This is a genomic window from Methanosarcina sp. (assembly GCF_028693135.1).
In the GTDB taxonomy this organism is placed as follows: Archaea; Halobacteriota; Methanosarcinia; order Methanosarcinales; family Methanosarcinaceae; genus Methanosarcina.
Window position 1 is genome coordinate 61,912 of the sequence record NZ_JAQUVZ010000006.1, and the last position, 20,781, is coordinate 82,692.

A 20,781-nucleotide genomic window follows, 5' to 3' on the forward strand; every position below is an offset into this window, starting at 1 on the left:
CAAAAGAAAGCTGGGGTCAGAGCCCCAGTTTTTGTACTATTTTTTCGATTTCTACTGCAGCAACCGAATCATCCGGGATTTCAAAGAGAGGTATACCTTTTATGTCCATTTCCTCGATTTTCGGATCGAGAGGGATCACACCTATCAGGTTCAGTTTCAGGTCCCCGGCCAGTTTGACAATCTCTTGACGGTTTGCATCTGTAACTTTGTTTGCAATAACGTGAATTCTGCCAACATTTGAATCCAGTTCACTCACAAGTTCACGAATCCTTTCGGCAGTCTGGAACCCCCTTCTTGAGGCGTCAGTTACAACAATAAGATCATCAATATCCCGGAGAATCTTTCTACTGAAATGCTCAAGCCCGGCTTCCGCATCAATGACAACTATATCATAATTCACGATCAGTTTGTCCATGATGCCGCGTAGGAGGTTGTTTACGTAACAGTAACAGCCTGTACCTTCGGGCCTGCCCATTACCAGCAGGTCATATCCCGGCATTTCTTCAATGATCTCATATACTTTACTTTTGAGAATGGATTCTTTGTTCATATCGGGGTTGTCAGGCCTTGGTTTTTTGATTTCAACCTGCAAGGACTCCTTTGCGTCCCCGACTGTTTTTACGTTCTCACAGCCAAGGGTTTCGGGCAGGTTAGTATCTGCATCTGCATCAACTGCCAGTAAAAATTTCCCTTTTTTGGAAAGGTAGCGGATCATAAGAGCCGCTACCGCTGTTTTACCAGTCCCACCTTTTCCCGTTATTGCAATTACTTTTGTCACAGAATACCCCTTTTGATTGTTTTTCGGTTTTAGGCTATTGCCTTTCGTCACTCAATTATTTCTTTTCTTTCTTCTGGCTGATGATCATTTTGTCAATGGTGATCTTTGCGTTCTTGAAGGTCAGCTTTATTCCGCCGCCAGAACCGCCGGACATCATTGGCATTGCAGGCATCTGGAAACCGGCTGCAGGCATCATCATTGGGGATGCTGCAACAGCTACTTCCTCTTCTTCTTCCTCTTCTTCTTCCTCTTCTTCTGCAGCTACCCAGGTGGCAACTACGGGGTGGTTCTTTGCCTCGAGGAAGGCTTTCAGAGATGCGATGTCAGTTGCATCGTTCTCGGTTGCGATCTTGTCCTTAATGTCTGCAGGGATGGTTTCATCGATCTTCTCTTTGAGTATGGAGGGGAGCCAGACTACTCTGTTCCAGCCACCGTCAGCCTGGATGAACTTCGGGGAGTAGAAGTAGTTGACCCCAATTCCAAGGAAACCTACGATCTGCTTTCCGCCACCGGTCTGACCGGCCATTGTCGAGAAACCAATACCGTTAGGGGACATTCCCTGGTATTCTCTGTTAACCCAGCCAATACCGTCGACTTCAGGGATATAGAACCCGACTACTTCGAAGCAACCGCAGGATGTGTGCGGGGAGTCAAAGAAGGAGTGGAGTTTGATCTTGTCGAATTCACCGGCGGAGAGTTTCTTGGCAATATCGTTGACACCGGTGTATTCACCTGTAACAGCATCGAGAAGTTCACCTTTGGCAATTTCAAACTGTGGGCCTTCAGGGTCGACTTTTGCTGCTGCACGGCCGTCGAACCAGTTGATTGCACCACAAAGGGAAACTCTGTCAGGGGAAACTACACAGACATTGGTCGGAGCAAAGGACTGGCAGAGAGTGCATCCGTAGAAGACATCAACATCTTCATCGTGCAGGTCCTTTGTCCTGGCGTCTCTTGCTTTGAAAATCTCCTTTGCTTCTGTCATCTGCTTTTCAACTTCAGCCTGTTCGGTGTAGAAGGTGACCTGCATCTTCTCGATAAAGGGCAGTTCTGTCTTGAAGAGCATCATGACAGCTCTTCCGAAGGGCTCGAAGGAGTCCATCTTCCCAGCTGTGTCCTTGGAAACTCTCATCCAGACATCGTACCTCTGGTTCAGGTGCATAATGCCCTGGCAGTAGTTGATGAAGTCGTGGACACGCCTTTCGACCACAGATTCAAGGTCAGCCTCGACAAGTTCTCCACCGATGTTGAAGATCATTGCCCAGGGGTAGGTCTTGCCCTCTTCCATGTCCTTGAGATCTGGACCGACAATTGTGACCTGGTCGTCTACAATTGCATCCATATCTGCTGCCCTTACGAGTTCGAGACCAAGGGATTTTGGGCCACCGAGTTCGACAAACATTCCTTCCTTTCTTACTCTTTCTCCTTCAAACATCGGGGAAATCTCGAATGGGAAATCTGCCATTGTGTTTTCGCCTCCTAAATCAAATTATAATGCCTCAATTAGTTCATCCAGGGCAGCATAGTGGTCTGCCTTGCTAAGGTTCCCGAAGGACATTGTTGCGTTCTGGATGTAGTTTCTGTCAATTGCGATTGCTTTTACCTTACTGAAGTTTTTTGTTCCGGACAGTACCTGGTTGATGTAGTATTTTATGTGCCCAAGGACAATGAGGGTGTCATATGTACCCTTGCCGTCAAGTCCCGGCCATGCTTCGTCTGTTACATAAAAGCCTAGCTGGTGCAGGTTGATGTACTTGGCATCCACATCCTTGTCAACAAAACCAGGCATGGAACTTCCGGTAGCTGCAATAGGAATCTTTGTTTTCTGTGAAATCTTCACTACCCTGGCCAGGAGTTCTGGATCAAGGATCTTTGTCCCTACTACAATAAGCGGTCTCTTTGCCTTTGAAATCAACTTGGCTGCGACCTCAGGGGTAGTAGCTTTGGAAGTTGTCACTCCGTAAGTGGTAAAGAGCTTGGTGTTCTTTGTAGTGTCAACCATTTTCAGGCCTCCTTGCAGAGTCTCTTGAGGTTGGTGGGCTGTGCGGAGACATCGAACTTGATTATCGGGCCGGAGATGATTTTCTTCCTCTTCCAGTCGATTTCCCAGCCGTGCTCTGTTTCCAGTCTCTTAAGGAGTTCTGCACGCTTGGCAAGTGGGAGGTCGGCTTCGTTTCTGACGAATTTCCACCAGTCATCCGGTTCTATACCGAGGTACTTCAGGGAAAGCTCCATCCAGTGGGTCAGTTTTATGGACCTGCCCATGTTGTTGTCGGACGGGCGGATGCAGGCTTTTGCCATCATCGGAATTGCTTCCTGCCAGGTTTCTGCGGTTGTCAACAGGAATTCCGGGGCTGGTGGGATATTCATCACTGAGCCATCTCTGGCGTCAAAGGCTTTCCACTTGGACTCATCATAGTTCTTGGCAATCAGGGCTCTCCTGTACTTGGAACTGTGTGGGCCGAGCACTGCCGGGATACCATAGATGTTACATCCGGTACCGATTGAAGCAGCTTTCTGGGAGTATGCTCCCCAGGCAAGTCCGCATGCACCAACACGGTTGAGAGTGTAGTCTGCAATTTCGGCAAGGTTTCCTGCCATGGTCCTCTGGGCAAAGATTCCGGCAACTTTCTCAGCGGCTCCAGTGATGTGTGCGTTGGACACACAGGAACCATTGTTAAGCAGTCCGCCACCTGCGAATGTACCCGGATACCTTTCGTAAAGGGTCTTGCCTTCTTCGTCCTTGAACATACCAATGTCCATTGCAGAACATCCGGTCACGGCCAGGAGGTAGTTTCTCTTAAGGAACTCTTCGGCGATGAGGTAGACGTCTTTGGTACCGGCCGGGTAGTTCGGGCATCCGATGATTGCGATGATACCGGGGGTAGTTCCCATAACGAGGTTCAGGCCTTCTTTCCTTATCTCAGCGTCACTTACCTGTCCTCTGCCGGCTCTGACCCATCCTTTCTCTTCGCCGATGGCTTTTTGTGCAGCCTTCTCAATTACGTTCAGGATTGGGATTTCCTTCTTACAGACCTGTTCGCAGCGGCGGCATCCGATACAGACATCGTGGATGGCTTCGAGGTACTCGTAGCTTCCCTTGGCTGCATATTCCATGGCTTCCGGAATCTCCAGTTCTTCAGGGCAGGCTAGCAGGCATTCTCCGCACTGGACGCACTTGTCTACGTATACCTTGAATTCCTCGTCAGTTGGAATTGCTGTGATGCCTTCTGCATCGCGGATCGGAGCCATTATTTCGGCAAGCCTCGGGACAAGTTCTCCGAGCTTTTCATAGTCCAGCATTACACAACCCGGAATTGCTCCGGACTTGAGTTCCTCGATTATTGAATCCACATCGGCGTCGGTACGGTCTGGCAGCCCCATCATGATCTTTTCGTTGGAAGCGATCACAGGGATCTTGAGCTTCTGGGATTCTGACAGGACATCGCCGCGGACGCACTGTTCATCCACAACAATGACATCAGGCATTCCGGAACGGATGACCTTCAGTTCTTTAGCCAGGGATCCTACTATCTTGGCATATGGGAGTCTCCTGTCAGCTTCCTTGTACCTGCTCATGTCGAATGCGGTACAGCAAAGCCCGGCAATTTCCATTTTGTCGACCAGATTTTTGTCTTCCATGTAGTCCATGATGTAGGTTACACCGGCTACATTGTGCCCGATAACAACAATGAGTGGCTTGGACTTGTCAAGGGTTCCCATACCGATTTCAATGAGCGGGGCTTCTGGATCAGCTTTCGGGAAGTCATATGCCGAGATCTGGGCGATATCGGATATTTCCATGCCGACGTGGTCCAGGCTGCCGCTAAATAGGGACTTTGAGTCGTAGTCAATTTCTGCGCTTTCCTGACCTGCGTGGATAGTTGCAAGGAGCTGGGTGAGCTGTTCTTCAACATACTCCATTGGAGCCCTGCATTCTCCGAGGGTCTTTGGGCTGAGCCCTGTACAGATCGTGACATTGGGGGTCAGGACATTTGATTCTCCAAGGTTGAGGGGAAGATCTTCACCAAAGACCTCTATCACATGGTCAAGCAGGTGGCGCCCGTGGGCAGCATGGCATGCAGTACCTGTAATTACACGAAGGAAGAATTCCCTTCCTGTCTGGCCAGCCATGTCAATTCCGCAAGCTCCTCTTTTGTTTCCGGAAAGGTCACAGGGTCCATATGTACAGTAGCAGCACTGGTCACACATAGGGGTCAAAACAGGCTCATAGCGGTCAAGAAGAAGCAAGTTCCAGCTTCTGTAGGATGCTATGCTGGCAAGAGCAGTGGGTCCCATCGGGCCTAACTCTTTTGCTTTATCTTCCGCAGCCTCCTTTGCTGCCCCTACGATGTTGTTAATAGTGATCTGAACGGATTCCAGATCTTCTATAGAAAAACTCCCGGTAGTTAGTTTGCTCATGTGAGCTTTACCTCCTAAATTTGTTTCAAGTCGACTTCGCCAAGACGATTGCAATTCTGGTATGCGGCATATCCTCTATGATTATTCATTATATACCGTGCCGTATGCTCTAAATCTGCAATCGTTGAAATGACGTTTTCTGGAAAAACATTTTTAACTCTCTATTTGAGTATTAAACGCCTTACCAAATTTTTTTCAAATAAGACTGTTTTTGTAGGGAATATTTCCTTTTCAAAAGTCGTTTTTAGGGCATCATCTCTCTTCAAAACACTTTTTTACGCCCTATATCTCAAAAAAACCGTTTTTACCAACGATTGAGACCTAAATCTTGAGCAGAGGTCCTACCGATGGATAATGGACACTAATTAAAAGTCTAAATGTACCAAATCTATATAACATTTTCTAATTTGTAACACCCAATTTCGAGTAGGGTAAAATGGAATGTAGAGACCCACTCTTCACAAGAAAATCTTTAATGATCACATATGTAAAAAAAGTATAACATGCCGGATGATACTTGTTTTTTGATTGCGTATTATTGAGCTTCAGTAATTTTTTCCATTGATTTTAATATTTGTTATTATTTAGTTATTTTTTTCATACTAGTCACAAATAATTTTAAAGATTATTCTTACCTGAATATCAAATTTCGCACAAATAAAATTCAAATAATTCCATATCAACGTTTAATATATTTTTTATAATAATTATTGAAATTTTTATATTTCTCTTTCTTATAAAAATATCAAAACTTATTTATATCGGTACGTTCTCTAAATCTATTTGCACAGTAAACGCTGTAAGCCGTTTTCATGATTTTTTTTGGAAAGGAGTAAATATAATTTTTTTACTTGAATATTATTTAAATAAATTATCTGGTTTCTATATTATTCGTTCTAATTTAAAAGAGGTTTAGATTTGCTTCTGGAAGCCTGGTACTATTAATATCATGAAATTATGCCATGACATTAAATGGATTAGAGATTCAAGATTGCTTGTTTCCAAAAGTGGGGGTTAAAACTATCAATTTGATTTACTAATATTTGCAGGTAATCACTTTGTTGATCGGGGTTTTCAATATGTGAGATTTGATGGACTGAATTATACATGTCAAAATTTGACTATTTATGACATGGGTTATTGGGGTATATTAATGTACAGGATTATTTTACGCCAGCCTTTTTCAGGACATGGGCCTTGCCGTGGATCCATTTGCATGCCTGTTATTTGTTCCTGAGCTTATGTTTGGGCAATATTCTTGTGTTTGGACAACGTCTGGTGTTTGAATAATATTTCCGGATTCATTTTGAGACATTCTAAGTTGCCTTTTATAACTTGCCTTATTATTCAGGTGATTTATTCAATAATTTTATACCGGATTAAAACAGAGAGTACCTGGAACATGTTTAACCGTGATACACCATATAAGTCTCGAGGCGGAACAACCGACAGAATCAAAAATTCTGTTTCTGCAAGCCCATCGATGGCAATTATTCTCCTATGTGTTATTTCTTTCTTTCTGGAAATGGTTCCGTTCCCGGGGTTTAACTATATAAGTGCTTTTCAGTTTGACCCTGGTTCTATAATGACAAGACCATGGACTCTTGTCACATACATTTTCCTGCACAACGGATTATCGCATCTTTTTTTCAATATGCTTGTCCTGTACTTCTTCGGGACTGCACTTGAACGAAGGATAGGGAATAAGCAACTCCTGGGAGTCTTTTTCACTGCAGGAATTCTATCTGCAATAGGGTACACTTTCTTAAGCCAGCCTATTTTCAACATTTCCCCCGGTCCTATGATTGGGGCTAGTGGAGCGATTTATGGGGTTTTTGCAGCCCTTGCCGTACTTGAGCCGAATATAAAGGTGTATGTTTATTTTATCCCGATGCGTTTAAAGTATGCCTTATTGCTGTTTGCTGTTTTTGATTTTCTAATGGTCAATTCGTCGGATATGATAGCCCACACCGCTCACCTGAGCGGACTCTTCGTAGGGCTCTATATGGGTTTTCGTATGAAAAAAATCCATGAAAAATATATGAAATCGAGGTATGACGGCAGGTGGTGAGTCTGGAAGGAGAGATTTTTTCTCAGGACAGGTATTATCATCCGAGGCCTGACCCTGGGGGAAAAGTTCCAATCCAGGTTTTAAATTTCAGGCGGGTTGTTGCAGCCTGGTCTCCAAAGCTGAAAAATACTCTCTACTTTGAAAAAGCACCTGAAGAGCCTGAAGAAGAAGGTCTAAAAAGAGTAAGGGAAATTGTCCTTCTGCAAGTCTATGACTGGTTAGCGGGGAGAGAAGGTTTAATAGAGCTTACGGAGCCGGAGTTCGAGCAGTTTACGAGTGTCTATGAAGCTTTTCTCCAACAATCCGGAGAAATCCGGTATAGCAGGCATAAGAAAGGGCGAAAAACCGAAAATCTCTTTGAACTTCAGGAGTTCCCTTACCTAATTCGGGAAGTCAAAAAAGGCCCTTTTTCCGATAAATTATAATTATATAAATTATATATCGTGTTATATAGTTAAAATAATTTGTTCAAATAATTTGTTCAAATCATTTGTTCAAATCATTTGTTCAAATCATTTGTTCAAATCATTTGTTCAAATCATTAGTTAAAATCATTAGTTAAAATCATTAGTTAAAATCATTAGTTAAAATCATTAGTTAAAATCATTTAATTTTGAGAGGTTTAATTTATATCTCAGGACTTCCCTTTTCCAGGGCAAATCAGGTTTTCAGTCAAATCTCTCAGATCAGGCAAAATTAGGACCTTTAATTGTCAAAGTATGCAAATGTTTTACTACAGAAAAGCAAATATTCAGATATAATCAAATTATTTCCCGAACTGCCGGGTATCATACTTTAAACCTGAAAAACCTTGGCTACAAACTCATGGCTATGAATTCTAAAGCTGCGGTTTTCCATAGGTTAAAGTATAATATCAGTACCGATAGACACGAAGGGGCGGCTGGACATCTCTACTGCCCTCACAGGTCAATTTTCCCCGATGACCGGGGCATTAAATGTAAAATATGCAGGTCGAGTAAAACTGTAAGGATCACAGAGGACATTAATAATGAAGCCTGTAAAAAGCGGACTTGATTCCATTTCTAGATACCTCCGTACTAAGAAAGAAGTTGGTCGGAGGAAGATAGGCCTTCTGGTGGATGGGCCGAATATCCTCAGAAAAGAGTTTGATGTAAATCTTGAGGAAATAAGGGACGTTCTGAAGGACTACGGAAATATCAAGATCGGACGTGTTTTCCTGAACCAATATGCCTCTGACAAGCTTGTAGAGGCTATTGAAAACCATGGCCTTGAGCCCATTATCTGTTCAAGTGATGTGGATGTGCGCCTCGCAGTGGAGGGCATGGAACTGGTCTACAATCCCAACATAGATACTCTTGCAATCGTGACCCGAGATGCGGATTTCAAACCGCTCCTGAACAAAGCAAACGAACACGGGAAAGAAACCATTATCTTCGGAGTTGAGCCCGGATTTTCCACAGCGCTCAAGAACTCTGCGGATTATGTCATTCTCATGGACAAAAACCGCATGAGTGGTTATGATGATGAAGGAAAAGAGAAAAAACCTGATGCCTCGGAGTTAGACGAATATAAGGAAGACGAGTGTGAAGAATCTGTGGAAAAGACCTGATTCTTCTCTTTAAGGGTCGCCTCTCTACTCTTTAAGGATAATTAACATCTACCCCAAGGATCTGTTTTTTTCCGGCAGAGACATCTCTTGCTATCTCGGCACAGCCGATTGCAGCGTGCCACTTTCCTAGGCTCCTGCACTCCTGGTCCAGGTGTGCACAGATCTTTTTCTGCACGTACTCTACTTCCCCTACAGAGCCTGCCAGAAAGACCGCTCCGGTAACCCCATAGTCTTTCAGGAGAAGCTGCATCGACACGATTTCCATGGCTGCAAAAAGGGCTATTGTATCAAGGGCAAACAGGGCAGGTTTTTCTCCCTTCTCGGCTGCGTTGAGCAGTTCTTCCCTGTCTTTATATGGAGTCGTCTTCAGGACCCCGGCTTCTATAAAAGCCTGGTTTGCTGTCTGGAGCCCATCATCTACGTTTCTGATTGCCTGCAGGTCTAGAGGTCCGTGGTGAACTCCCGGAGCAAAGATGCAGGCGTCAATTGCACCAATTACCTTTCCCGAAGCAACTGCAAGGGTCACAGTGTTAGAACTTATATCGGAAACTACAAAGTCTTCGTAGCCAAGACACTGGATGTGATATGCAATCCCCAGCTTTTCCGGGCTTGTGAGATGGGAAAATACCTTCATTCTCGGATCTACTTTACTTCCCACATGAAGGCCCGGAATTGCTATTGCCGGAATTCCCGAGTTTCTGACTGCATCAAATACTCGTGTGCCTCCTCCGGTCTTTTTTCCTGCACCTTCTGTACTCTGAAGCCCTCTTCCTTCAAGTTTCCTTACGTCTTTGATTGCAGAAAAGCCGTCTCCCATAGAGTAGGTCAGAGCGATAAGGTCGATGTCTCCAATCTTGATCTCAAACTCTTTTTCAATGGATACCAGAATTTCTTTTTCTGACATTGCAGCCGCTTCAGCCCTTCCGAGTTCAAAGGTCAGAACCTTTTCACCCTCAATAAGTGCAAAACGCATTGCTGTTGTTCCGTGGTCAACCCCTATGAATGCCAAGCAGTAACCTCTCCTTCAACGCCTCAGAGGGCATTTTTTAACATCTCATTTAATTCGTTCATGATTCTGTCCCCTTCATCAGCTGTGCCAACCTTTGTTACCAGCCTGACTTCCTGGAAACTTCTACCTTCAGATAACAATAGCCTGAGGTTTCCTCTGGCGTCAGAGCGCAGGACTTTTCCAGCCAGTTTTCCTCCTGCAACACCTTTTACGGAAATTACGGACGGAATTACTTTTTTTATTTCTGGGTGCTGGCTTACAAGCTTTATGAGTTTTTTTCCAGCTCTCCCTCCAATAATTGTAGTATGAGATCCGCCAAGTTTATTCTTTGAAAGGTTTTGAGCTGTTTCCTGTAAGCTATTTTTATTCACTGTCATTTTAGTCAAACCGGCTGACTTTACTTTTTTGTCGGTCAAATCCCTGTTTACTGTTATATGGATTGCCTCTTCTTAGTTCTCAGAAAAGTCTTTCTCTGTTTGCTCTTTTTATATTTATAATATATCCTGCATTAGGAAGGTGTTTTATATTTTCTGAATATTTTATCCGATACTGTTTTTTGTCATATTTTCTAACTATCACCCAATATCTGTAATTCCAAACACGCAGTTTACATATATCTTAACCGGCATGTCGAATCTATGCAGGCATTATCAATTTTAAGGTAGATATTGTTTTTTCAAAAACAGTGCCTGGAAAAAGTGTTCTAATTTTTGTGTCGAACTGGCGAGTATAAGATGTATATCAATTATACGCAGTGGAGGCTCAGAAAATCTCTGCTAAAATCTCTGCTAAAATCTCTGCTAAATGCTTCCGGCTACAGGCATATACTGGATGCAAACTTTTTATATGAAATAATTACCACTCAGGCAAGTGTTTGTAAAAAGAGAACTTCCAGATTGCTCAGGCACATCAATATTAATGTGCTAGGCTCTGGATTATTTTCTGGCTTTTTTAAACTTCCTTCCCGGAAAATCCGGTGCTCGATCAAAATCAGATCTTTTCAAGGTCCTTCATGCCGATTAGCTTTATATTGTTCTCTTCCAGCTTTTTTACCGCCTTTTCGAGCTCGTTTACCCGGACTATAAGAAGGGCTTTCTGTTCCCGGGTGACAAAAGCATAGGCGTAATCAAGGTTGATATTAGCTTCTCCGAAAACTTCCGCAATTCGGGACATGCTGCCAGGGACGTCATCCATTTCGATTCCCAGAACGCTGGTTTCTGACACTGTGAACCCGGCATCATGGAGTACACTGTGGGCATAGTCTGACCTGTCCACAACCATGCGAATGATCCCGAAGTCTCCGGATTCGGCAATGGTAAATGCCCTGATATTTATACCGGCGCTTTTCAATTTATTTGCCACGCTTGCAAGTCTGCCAGGTTTGTTTTCCGCAAAAAGGGAAATTTGTTTTATAATTTTGTCTTCCATTCCAGCACCCATGTCCTTTTATCACGTATTCTGTTACATATTTTATTTTTATTCTATCAAATTAATTAAGATACTTTGATTAACTTCAGATCTTTCGCTTATCGATGACTTTCTTTGATTTTCCTTCCGAACGCGGCAGATAGCCGTGTTCCACAAGCTCTACCTCTACTGCAAGGTTCAGTACGCTCTTTAAAGCGCCTGCAATTTTCTTTTTGAGGGCCATCATGTCCGACATCCGGTCGCTGAAGGCAGATTCATTCATTTCAATCTGGACCTTCATTGAGTCGAGGGGCCCTATCCTGTCCACTATGATCATGAAATGGTTCCCAACTTCAGGGATATTCATCAAAACCGACTCGACCTGTCCTGGGAAGACATTAATTCCGCGCACGATAATCATATCATCCGAGCGCCCGCTGATACGTGTGATCCTTGGATGGGTTCTGCCGCATTTGCAGGGTTCCGAGAGTTTTTTGGTCAGGTCCTTGATCTTGTAGCGGATAAGGGGATTTGCTTCTTTTGCAAGGGTGGTGATTACGAGTTCCCCTGTTTCTCCATCAGGTACAGTTTCTCCTGTTTCTGGGTCCAGAATCTCTACCAGGAACAGGTCTGCCCAGATATGGATGCCGCACTGTTCATAGCATTCTGTGAAGAGGGGACCGCTGAGTTCCGAAGTCCCATAGATATCGTAGGCTTTAATCCCTGACTCATCTTCTATTCGTTTCTTAAGTTCCTCGGACCAGGGCTCAGCCCCGAAAAATCCCTTCCTTAATTTTGTGTCATCCCTGATATTGATGCCTTCTTTCCTTGCGACTTCAATCATGTATAAAAAGTAAGAAGGAGTGCAGGCTATAGTTGTCGTGCCAAGGTCTTTCATGAGTTCAAGCTGGCGTTCGGTGTTTCCCGAACTTGTGGGGAGGACGGTTGCTCCTACTTTTTCACTTCCATAGTGGGCGCCGAGCCCACCTGTAAAAAGTCCGTACCCGTAGCTTACCTGGAGGATATCATCTTTTCCCACCCCTACGGATGTGAAAGCCCTGGCCAGGGATTCTGCCCAATCATCAATGTCCTTGTGGGTGTATCCGACTACCGTCGGTTTACCCGTGGTGCCCGAAGAAGCGTGGAAGCGGGCGAGCTTTGAGTTAGGGACGCAAAACATTCCGGTAGGGTATGTATCTCTGAGATCCTGCTTAAAAGTAAAAGGTAACTTTCTGACATCTTCAAGAGTCCGGATGTCTTCCGGGCGAACGCCGTGTTCGTCAAACCTTTTTCTGTAAAAAGGAGAGTTCTCATAAACGTAATGTACGAGGGTTTTCAGTTTTTCTTCCTGCAACTTTTTCAAGTCATCTACAGGCATTGTTTCGATTTCAGGATCCCAGTATTCTGGCATTTTTTCACTCTCTGTGTTCTTTATATTGAGACCTTTTATTTTCAGGTCGCATCTCTTTAGACCTTCTCGTGCGTATATTTCTCATAAAATCTCAGCAGGAAACCCCTGAGTCTTTAGCGGGTAGTTGACGTCCCTTTAAGGCCATGCTTTCCGATGATATTTCCTGTTTTAGACCGGCTTTTCGTTCCGGAAGATCGAGGCACTTCCGGGCGGATACAAACTTCCGGTAGATGTAGCAATGTGAAGATTAAGTTGGATTCTCATATTAATAATAGTTGTTGTTATCGAATCAAAAAAAGATATTTTTCAGATTACGTTATAAAAGTAATTGGAAAAATATACTGAATTGGAAAAATATACTGAATTGGAAAAATATACTGAATTGGAAAAATATACTGAAAAATAATAACTTTCAGGCAATGGGATAAATTATAGTTATTCTAACACTTTTCATTATCTATTCATCATCTTCATTGACTTCAATTTCAGCCTCAGAAATCTCTATTGAGGTCGTTCCAAGGGTATTTTCAAGGATTTTCTTTGTCATTTCCCTGCATTTATGCAGTACTTCATCTATATTTGCGATTATATCTATTCCAGCAGCTCCTGAATGTCCGCCTCCTGTACCATTATATTCATTACTGATATCTTCCATCAGCTGGCCAAGGTTGACCCCTATATTTACAGCATCACGTTTCGCCCTTGCACTTACCCTGACGCTTTCTCCTTTGGTAGTGCCAACAAAAGCCACATCAGCTCCTATGTTGATAAGCATGGAAGATGCCGAGCCTCCAAAAGAACTCACATGAGAAGTAGCTATAAGCATATTTCCTACCCTCTCGAGTTCAACCCTGCTTGCTGCTTTCAGGATAGCTATACGCATTGAGATATCCTGAGGGGTTGCAGCCATCAGGTCAAGCACTTCCCCGTACTCAACTCCACTAGCCTCAATGATTTTTGCCACTGTTCGGAAAGTATCAACAGATGCGTGCTTGAAATGCCCGGTGTCTGTTACGATTCCTGTGAGCATGCTGATTCCCACCCTCCGGTTAATCGGAGCTCCCATTGCTTTTAAAATATCATAAATTATCTCTACAGTTGAGGTCGTGTTCCTGTGCAGGTAAAATTCTGCATTCTCGGTAAGGGCGGTGGTTGTATGGTGATCAATTACACAGTAACTGGTCAGCTCGATGTCGTTTAGCTGCGCTTTTGTCGAAGTGTCAACCACGACAACAAAACCGTAATTTGCAGGGTCTGGCTTATCTACTACATTTATTCCGAGCCTGTCGATAAGGACGGACGCCACACGGTTGCAGCCGTCTACGAGTCCTACTGTGCCTCCAAGTGCCTCAGAAAGGGCAAAAGCACTGCTAACAGCATCCGGATCTGCATTCCGGTGACACAGGTATAAAATGTTTCGATAGTCTAGGAGCCGGTTGTAAAACTCCGCTTCATCAACTTGCATTGTCCACTCTGGCTACCGTTTTTTATAGGTTTCAAAATTCCCGGAGTTCCGGGATTTCGGCACAATCTCCATTACAGCTATAGCCTTAGAGCCATAACCTTAGAGCTATAACCTTAGAGCTATAACCTTAGAGCTATAGTTATGTCCTGCATTCTATTTTTGTAAAAGTAATTAAAAGGTTATTGTGCTCTGGGCCCAAGAGCCTGCTGGATCTGCTCCTGAAGTTGTTTGAAGCGGGTAGTAAGCCTTTCTTCCTGCCTGGAAATAGACTGAAGCCTGAGTGAGAGGGTTTCTTCCCTATCTTTAAGTTTTGAAACGGACTCCTCTTTGTTTGTTTTTATTACCAGTTCTCCGACATTACGGTAGACCACCGCATCGTCAGCCAGTCTTTCTAATTCGTCAAGAGCCATCTTGGACTCTTTTTGCATAGCTTCAATCTGAGATTTCTGCATGGTAATAGCCTGAACCTGCTGCTGTACCTGCTGAAGCTGTGCTATCTGGTTCTGGATTTGAGGAGGTAATTCTGAAGTCATATTATTTTCACCTGAGTCTTCAATAAACCTGAAATGATTTTAATGTTTCTGTCCTTACAGCATCCGAAAATAATCTTCACCACCAGAAAATAGATTAAAAGCCTCTTCCAAAAACTTAAAAAACATGTTCAACTAAGTAAATACCCCCAAACAATTAAATTAATATGATAAAGATGCTGAAGAAACGTTATGGATGAATATGTTCGCAGCCATGAGACACATATTAAACCCTCGGGGGCTCAAAAGCCTTAAAAGGTTTTCAGCAAAGGATAATCATAAATGGACATTTATAATATGTCATATTAAACAGATTCTTTAGCAAATCAATCAGGTGCATGTCAAACCGAACAGGCATCCACCAGAATTTACCTGTGCACACTCAGATTGACATTTAGATTAAACCAATATTCAGGAGATTTTTTAAATGGAAAAAAATATGGAAAAAGGCGGAAACCTTGAAGAAATTGAATCTCTTCTTGAAAAGTTTACAAACGCCCACGGAATTTCCGGCTTTGAAGGTGACGTCCGGAAACTGCTTGAAAAAGAGCTCGAACCCTATGTTGACAGTATGCGTAAAGATGTCATGGGGAACCTTATTGCTGTTAAAGAGGGAAACGGACCTTCTGTAATGCTGGCTGCCCATATGGATGAAATAGGGTTAATGGTCAGATATATAGACGATAATGGATTCCTGCGTTTTGTCGGGATAGGGGGATGGTTTGACCAGACTCTCTTGAACCAGAGAGTTATTGTCCACGGCAAAAAGGGCTCTATTTACGGAGTTATAGGTTCCAAACCCCCTCATGTGATGAAAGATGAGGACAGGAAAAAACCCGTGAAACTTGAGGATATGTTTATTGATGTAGGGGCAAAAGACATGGAGGATGCCGGGAATCTGGGACTCGAGATAGGTACCCCGGTTTCAATTGACCAGGAATTCGTACCCCTGGCAAACGGGAAGGTTACCTCCAAGGCTTTTGATAACCGCGCAGGAGTTGTAATTCTCCTTGAGGTCATGAAACAGCTCCACGAACGCAAAATTGACGCAAATGTCTATGCTGTGGGCACGGTTCAGGAAGAAGTAGGGCTCAAAGGAGCAAAAACCTCTGCTTTCGGGCTCTGTCCGGACGTCGCCCTTGCCCTTGACACCACTATCCCGGGAGACCATCCGGGTATCAGCAAGACCGATTCCGCCATGGAACTGGGAAAAGGGCCCGTAATAACTGTGGCAGACGCGTCGGGAAGGGGTCTTATAGCTCATCCTCAGATTCTCAGATGGCTTCGGGAAACCGCAGGTGAAAACGAAATCCCCTATCAGCTGGGCGTAGGTTCTGGTGGCACCACCGATGCAACGTCAATACACCTCACAAAGGAAGGTATTCCTACGGGTACAGTTAGCATAGCTACACGCTATATTCATTCTCCAGTGGAAGTTCTGGATACGGCAGATATAGAAGCTTGCGTTTCCCTCATTGTAAAGGCAATCGAAAATGTCAAAAAATATTTCTAAAACTTTATTCTTAATTTTTTACGGGGGATTCGCAAGAGCATAGCAGGACCATTTTCCTGCAGTGTGAGCTGTACGGGCAGTTTCCTTAAAGGTGCCCTACACAGGCTTTTCCACAAGGGTACCCGCTATTAGCTGTTCCTGCTGATTTGTGAGAAACCCTTTGGATCCCATTTTTATCTTTTTTCAGTTTTCGGACTGCAAGGCTTCTGACCAGCTTTTATCTTTACTTTTTTTTAAAAAGTAAAATATATTGTTAACTGGAAACTAAAAATACTATGGTCTACCTATTGAAGAGAAGTTTCAGAGAGCCCGAGAATAAATTCGGGGACATTCCCGGATAAAACGAAGCTTCTGAGATAAAATATCTGTAATATAATAGTAAAATGGGTTTGCAAAATAGGATAAAAATAATATAAAATAGTGGTTATATCATATCCTGTCGTGCAGAACTAATCTATTGTAATAAACACCAAAACTGAGGGATTGTATTATTCGAAAATATTCGCTTTCTTGATACTACTTTAAGAGATGGTGAACAGACACCTGGCGTAGCTCTGACCAGAGAGAAGAAACTCTTAATTGCCCGGGCTCTTGATGAGATGAAAGTCTCTGTAATCGAGGCAGGCTCTGCAATTACTTCCGAAGGTGAACGGGAAGCCATCAAGGCTGTAGCGAACGCAGGGCTCAATGCCGAAATCTGCAGCTACTGCCGGATTGTAAAATCGGATGTTGACCATGCTCTTGAATGCGACGTTGATTCAATTCACCTTGTAGCTCCGGTTTCGGACCTGCATATCAGGACGAAACTCAAAAAGGACCGGGATGCAGTAAGGCAGATCGCAGCAGATGTCACTGAGTATGCTAAAGACCACGGCTTGATTGTGGAACTGAGCGGGGAAGATGCCTCGCGGGCAGACCTTGAGTTCTTAAAAGCCATTTATGCTGACGGAATAGCCACCGGAGCTGACAGGTTATGCTTCTGCGATACTGTAGGGCTTCTGGTGCCTGAAAAGACCACCGAGATTTTCCGGGACCTGTCTTCCTCCTTAAAAGCCCCGATCAGCATTCACTGCCACAACGACTTTGGTTTAGCAACTGCAAATACGATTGCTGCACTTGCGGCAGGAGCGAAGCAGGCACATGTGACAATTAATGGTTTAGGGGAAAGAGCTGGAAATGCTGCTCTTGAAGAAGTTGTAATGAACCTGGAGTGGCTCTATAAATATGATACTGGTATCAAGCATGAGCAGATATACCGGACTTCGAGGCTTGTAAGCCGGCTGACCGGAATTCCCGTGTCCCCTAACAAAGCCCTTGTAGGGGGAAATGCGTTCACTCACGAAGCAGGAATTCATGTGCACGGGCTTCTTGCTGACAAGTCAACCTATGAGCCGATGAGTCCCGAATATATCGGACGGCAGCGCCAGATCGTGCTGGGTAAACATGCAGGACGGAGTTCTATTACTCTTGCTTTAAAGGAAACGGGGCTTGAGGCTGATGAGGCTCAGACTGAAGAAATCTTCAACAGAGTCAAGCAGATGGGCGACCAGGGTAAACATATAACTGATGCTGACCTGCTGACCATCGCAGAAACCGTGCTTGATATTTACAAGGAACCTCTGGTAAAATTAGAAGAATTCACCATTGTATCCGGAAATCGGGTAACTCCAACCGCTTCCATAAAGCTCAATGTAAAAGACAAAGTTATCGTACAGGCTGGAATCGGAAACGGACCTGTGGACGCTGTGATCAATGCTATCCGAAGGGCTGTAAGTTCCTGTGCCGAAGACATTATCCTTGAAGAGTACCATGTAGACTCAATTACCGGCGGAACTGACGCTCTTGTAGAGGTAAGGGTAAAACTCTCCAAGAACGGAAAGTCAATTACCGCAAGCGGAGCAAGAACGGACATTATCATGGCCTCTGTAGAAGCCGTAATGAACGGGATGAACCGCCTTATCCGGGTAGAGTAAGTCACAAAAGGATGCGGAACTTCAAAGGTTTCTCAGGAGGACTTTTCTGTCCTCCCTTCTTTTCCTGTTTGAAGAAATTTTTGAAATAGGGGATCTTTGACACTCTTAAAACCCGGAGAAACCCTTATCCCTATATAACATGATTGATTATGATATATTTGTGAAATTCTTTATGAAAAATTTTGAGTGTGAGAGATAAAAAAGTATTTCTTATAAACACACCCTAACTGGAAAGGTACTCACCTGGAATGTGAGTATCCAGTTAGACCAACATCTCAAGAAATAAATAAGGAGATAAATTATGACAACCGGGTCAACAGAAAAAGTTAACGGCGCAAGGGCTGTAATAAAGTGCCTTGAAAAAGAAGGAGTTGACACTCTCTTCGGGTATCCGGGAGGGCAGATCATTCCGTTCTACAACGAACTCTATGATTCAGATCTGCGCCACATACTTGTACGCCATGAACAGGCAGCAGCTCATGCTGCGGACGGGTACGCCCGTGCTACTGGAAAGACCGGGGTCTGCGTTTCTACTTCCGGTCCCGGAGCAACCAACCTGGTAACAGGCATTGCTACTGCATATATGGACTCAGTGCCAATTGTAGCCTTAACCGGCCAGGTACCCAAATTCCTTATCGGAAACGATGCTTTCCAGGAAGCAGATATTACAGGCATCACTCTGCCAATTACCAAGCACAACTATCTCGTACAGGATGCAGAAGAAATCCCGAGGATTGTAAAAGAAGCCTTCCATATAGCTTCCACCGGAAGGCCTGGCCCGGTATTAATTGACCTTCCGAAGGATATCCAGAATGTAGAGTTTGACCTGCACTATCCTGACAAGGTGGAGCTTAGAGGCTATAAGCCCACTTTCAAGGGCAATACTCAGCAGATAAAAAGAGCCGCCGAAGAAATTGCAAAATCCTGCAGACCTATAATCTACGCAGGAGGGGGAGTTATAAGCTCAAACGCGAGTGCAGAACTCGTCGAGCTTGCCGAGACTATCCTGGCTCCGGTTACTACAACTCTTATGGGCATAAGCTCTATCCCGACTGAACATCCTCTCTATGTCGGAATGCTGGGCATGCACGGTTGCAAATACGCAAACTATGCAATTCAGGAGTCCGATCTTATCATTGCCGTGGGAGCAAGGTTTGACGACCGGGTTACCGGTAAACTCGAGTCTTTTGCCCCCAATGCCAGGATTATCCATATTGATGTTGATCCTGCCGAGATCTCCAAGAATATAAAGGTGCATGTCCCTATTGTCGGGGACGCAAAACAGGTACTCAAATCCCTTATTAAATATATCAAGCGCTGCAATTCCGCGGAATGGATTGAAAAGATAAATCAGTGGAAGAAGGAATATCCTCTTGGCTACAGTCAGATGTCTCCTGATGTGGTAATGCCTCAGTTTGTTATCGAGCAGATAGCCGAAGCCTGCAAGGACGCAATCATAGTTACGGAAGTTGGACAGCACCAGATGTGGGCGGCTCAGTACTTCAAATACATCACGCCTCGGACCTTCCTTACATCAGGTGGGCTTGGCACTATGGGATACGGGTTCCCTGCAGCCATGGGAGCCAAGGTCGGAAGGCCGGATAAGACTGTTATCAATATCTCAGGTGACGGCTCTTTCCAGATGAACTCTCAGGAGCTTGCAACTGTGGTCCAGAACGATATCCCGGTTGTTACCGTGATCCTGAACAACGGTTATCTGGGCATGGTCAGGCAGTGGCAGGAACTCTTCTACGACCGGAGGTATTCCTGCACCTGTATCAAGGGCAGTGTTGACTTCGTAAAGCTTGCTGAAGCCTATGGAGCTCTCGGGCTGCGCGCAGAAAAGCCTTCCGAAGTCAGGCCTGCAATCGAAGAGGCTGTCAGGTCCGGCAGGCCGGCTATTGTTGACGTGATTGTTGAATGTGAAGCAAATGTCTACCCTATGGTGCCGGCAGGAGCTGCAATTAATGAGATCCTTGACCAGGAGGAACAATGATGAAACACACGCTTGCAGTCCTTGTGGAAAATAAGGCAGGTGTGCTCTCCAGAGTGTCTTCGCTGTTTTCAAGGCGCGGATATAATATCGACAGCCTGGCTGTGGGAGTTACTGAAGACCCTGATATTTCGAGAATAACTATTGTGGTTCATGGGGATGATCATGTGGTCGAACAGGTAACAAAACAGCTCAACAAGCTCATAGACGTTATCAAGGTCTCGGATATCGGAGGCGAAGAAGCGGTCGAGCGGGAACTTGCCCTTATTAAGGTCGCAGCCGATGCGAACACAAGGGCAGAGATAATCCAGATTGCAAATATCTTCAGAGCCAGGATAGTGGATGTTGCCCCTAAGTCCATGACTGTTGAGATAACAGGGGATGAAGGCAAGGTCCAGGCAATTGAAAAACTTCTCCGCCAGTTCGGGATCAAGGAACTGGTCAGGACAGGCAAGATTGCAATTGTGCGCGGGTCAAAGAAGGTTTAAATATTAAGGGCAGGTAAAGAGAGGTGGCTGCTCAATTATTTTTTCACAGATTGGGGCAACCGGAAGCCTTTTTTAATTAAAAAGGTCTTCTAAAAAACAGTTTGGGTTTCCGACCTCTCTTTACATTTCA

Annotated in this window: 17 protein-coding genes; 7 read left to right on the top strand and 10 right to left on the bottom strand. The window is 44.4% G+C overall.

Annotated elements, in window-relative coordinates:
• Positions 1 to 16: 16 nt before the first annotated feature.
• Genes PHF18_RS04470 through cdhA form a run of 4 tightly spaced genes read right to left on the bottom strand, consistent with a single transcriptional unit; the run spans position 17 to position 5,200 of the window.
• The gene (locus PHF18_RS04470) at positions 17 to 778 is read right to left on the bottom strand and encodes a carbon monoxide dehydrogenase accessory protein CooC (protein WP_300098905.1); all 762 of its coding nucleotides are present in this window, start codon (positions 776 to 778) and stop codon (positions 17 to 19) included.
• Positions 779 to 833: 55 nt separating this feature from the next.
• Positions 834 to 2,243, bottom strand: coding sequence for a CO dehydrogenase/CO-methylating acetyl-CoA synthase complex subunit beta (gene cdhC / locus PHF18_RS04475; protein ID WP_300098908.1), 1,410 nt, complete (start codon positions 2,241 to 2,243; stop codon positions 834 to 836).
• Positions 2,244 to 2,267: 24 nt separating this feature from the next.
• On the bottom strand, positions 2,268 to 2,780 hold the full coding sequence (cdhB, locus tag PHF18_RS04480) for a CO dehydrogenase/acetyl-CoA synthase complex subunit epsilon (protein WP_300098911.1): 513 nt from the start codon (positions 2,778 to 2,780) through the stop codon (positions 2,268 to 2,270).
• 2 nt (positions 2,781 to 2,782) lie between these two features.
• A complete protein-coding gene (cdhA, locus tag PHF18_RS04485) occupies positions 2,783 to 5,200 on the bottom strand; it encodes a CO dehydrogenase/acetyl-CoA synthase complex subunit alpha (protein ID WP_300098914.1) in 2,418 nt (805 codons plus the stop codon).
• A 1,483-nt stretch (positions 5,201 to 6,683) separates the two neighbouring features.
• Here cdhA and PHF18_RS04490 point away from each other — a divergent pair.
• The 3 genes from PHF18_RS04490 to PHF18_RS04500 all read left to right on the top strand — a co-directional run bounded on the left by PHF18_RS04490 (position 6,684) and on the right by PHF18_RS04500 (position 8,862).
• Positions 6,684 to 7,271, top strand: coding sequence for a rhomboid family intramembrane serine protease (locus tag PHF18_RS04490; RefSeq protein ID WP_300098917.1), 588 nt, complete (start codon positions 6,684 to 6,686; stop codon positions 7,269 to 7,271).
• Positions 7,268 to 7,696 (top strand): hypothetical protein, encoded by a 429-nt coding sequence (locus tag PHF18_RS04495; RefSeq protein ID WP_300098920.1) that lies wholly within the window; start codon positions 7,268 to 7,270, stop codon positions 7,694 to 7,696. Before PHF18_RS04490 ends, PHF18_RS04495 begins: the two co-directional genes overlap by 4 nt.
• Before the next feature lie 584 nt (positions 7,697 to 8,280).
• Complete coding sequence (locus tag PHF18_RS04500; RefSeq protein ID WP_300098923.1) at positions 8,281 to 8,862, top strand: TIGR00288 family NYN domain-containing protein; 582 nt, start codon at positions 8,281 to 8,283, stop codon at positions 8,860 to 8,862.
• A 31-nt stretch (positions 8,863 to 8,893) separates the two neighbouring features.
• On the opposite strand, the gene PHF18_RS04505 is transcribed toward PHF18_RS04500, so the two are convergent.
• The 6 genes from PHF18_RS04505 to PHF18_RS04530 form a co-directional block, all read right to left on the bottom strand.
• Complete coding sequence (locus PHF18_RS04505; RefSeq protein ID WP_300098926.1) at positions 8,894 to 9,871, bottom strand: methanogenesis marker 12 protein; 978 nt, start codon at positions 9,869 to 9,871, stop codon at positions 8,894 to 8,896.
• Between the two features lie 23 nt (positions 9,872 to 9,894).
• A complete protein-coding gene (locus PHF18_RS04510) occupies positions 9,895 to 10,248 on the bottom strand; it encodes a DUF2103 domain-containing protein (RefSeq protein WP_300098929.1) in 354 nt (117 codons plus the stop codon).
• Positions 10,249 to 10,861: 613 nt separating this feature from the next.
• The gene (locus PHF18_RS04515; protein ID WP_300099117.1) at positions 10,862 to 11,299 is read right to left on the bottom strand and encodes an ACT domain-containing protein; all 438 of its coding nucleotides are present in this window, start codon (positions 11,297 to 11,299) and stop codon (positions 10,862 to 10,864) included.
• Positions 11,300 to 11,384: 85 nt separating this feature from the next.
• Complete coding sequence (locus PHF18_RS04520; RefSeq protein WP_300098932.1) at positions 11,385 to 12,689, bottom strand: phenylacetate--CoA ligase family protein; 1,305 nt, start codon at positions 12,687 to 12,689, stop codon at positions 11,385 to 11,387.
• 457 nt (positions 12,690 to 13,146) lie between these two features.
• Positions 13,147 to 14,154, bottom strand: coding sequence for a bifunctional oligoribonuclease/PAP phosphatase NrnA (locus PHF18_RS04525; protein ID WP_300098935.1), 1,008 nt, complete (start codon positions 14,152 to 14,154; stop codon positions 13,147 to 13,149).
• 179 nt (positions 14,155 to 14,333) lie between these two features.
• Positions 14,334 to 14,687 carry a prefoldin subunit beta gene (locus PHF18_RS04530; protein ID WP_300098938.1) on the bottom strand — a complete coding sequence of 118 codons (354 nt, stop codon included), beginning with the start codon at positions 14,685 to 14,687 and terminating at the stop codon, positions 14,334 to 14,336.
• Between the two features lie 424 nt (positions 14,688 to 15,111).
• On the opposite strand from PHF18_RS04530, the gene PHF18_RS04535 reads away from it, so the two are divergent.
• The 4 genes from PHF18_RS04535 (at position 15,112) to ilvN (ending at position 20,651) form a co-directional block, all read left to right on the top strand.
• Positions 15,112 to 16,197: a M42 family metallopeptidase gene (locus PHF18_RS04535; protein WP_300098941.1), complete on the top strand. Its 1,086-nt coding sequence runs from the start codon at positions 15,112 to 15,114 to the stop codon at positions 16,195 to 16,197.
• A gap of 482 nt (positions 16,198 to 16,679) precedes the next feature.
• Complete coding sequence (locus PHF18_RS04540; RefSeq protein ID WP_300099119.1) at positions 16,680 to 18,170, top strand: (R)-citramalate synthase; 1,491 nt, start codon at positions 16,680 to 16,682, stop codon at positions 18,168 to 18,170.
• A 301-nt stretch (positions 18,171 to 18,471) separates the two neighbouring features.
• Positions 18,472 to 20,166: an acetolactate synthase large subunit gene (locus PHF18_RS04545; protein ID WP_300098944.1), complete on the top strand. Its 1,695-nt coding sequence runs from the start codon at positions 18,472 to 18,474 to the stop codon at positions 20,164 to 20,166.
• A complete protein-coding gene (ilvN, locus tag PHF18_RS04550) occupies positions 20,163 to 20,651 on the top strand; it encodes an acetolactate synthase small subunit (RefSeq protein WP_367279142.1) in 489 nt (162 codons plus the stop codon). The genes PHF18_RS04545 and ilvN overlap by 4 nt, the downstream gene beginning before the upstream one ends.
• Positions 20,652 to 20,781: the final 130 nt, after the last annotated feature.

Coding starts and splice junctions, on each gene's coding strand:
- cdhC (WP_300098908.1), bottom strand. CDS start 2,243: ATGGCAGATTTCCCATTCGAGATTTCCCCGATGTTTGAAGGAGAAAGA.
- cdhB (WP_300098911.1), bottom strand. CDS start 2,780: ATGGTTGACACTACAAAGAACACCAAGCTCTTTACCACTTACGGAGTG.
- cdhA (WP_300098914.1), bottom strand. CDS start 5,200: ATGAGCAAACTAACTACCGGGAGTTTTTCTATAGAAGATCTGGAATCC.
- PHF18_RS04490 (WP_300098917.1), top strand. CDS start 6,684: ATGGCAATTATTCTCCTATGTGTTATTTCTTTCTTTCTGGAAATGGTT.
- PHF18_RS04500 (WP_300098923.1), top strand. CDS start 8,281: ATGAAGCCTGTAAAAAGCGGACTTGATTCCATTTCTAGATACCTCCGT.
- PHF18_RS04510 (WP_300098929.1), bottom strand. CDS start 10,248: ATGACAGTGAATAAAAATAGCTTACAGGAAACAGCTCAAAACCTTTCA.
- PHF18_RS04515 (WP_300099117.1), bottom strand. CDS start 11,299: ATGGAAGACAAAATTATAAAACAAATTTCCCTTTTTGCGGAAAACAAA.
- PHF18_RS04520 (WP_300098932.1), bottom strand. CDS start 12,689: ATGCCAGAATACTGGGATCCTGAAATCGAAACAATGCCTGTAGATGAC.
- PHF18_RS04525 (WP_300098935.1), bottom strand. CDS start 14,154: ATGCAAGTTGATGAAGCGGAGTTTTACAACCGGCTCCTAGACTATCGA.
- PHF18_RS04530 (WP_300098938.1), bottom strand. CDS start 14,687: ATGACTTCAGAATTACCTCCTCAAATCCAGAACCAGATAGCACAGCTT.
- PHF18_RS04535 (WP_300098941.1), top strand. CDS start 15,112: ATGGAAAAAAATATGGAAAAAGGCGGAAACCTTGAAGAAATTGAATCT.
- PHF18_RS04545 (WP_300098944.1), top strand. CDS start 18,472: ATGACAACCGGGTCAACAGAAAAAGTTAACGGCGCAAGGGCTGTAATA.
- ilvN (WP_367279142.1), top strand. CDS start 20,163: ATGATGAAACACACGCTTGCAGTCCTTGTGGAAAATAAGGCAGGTGTG.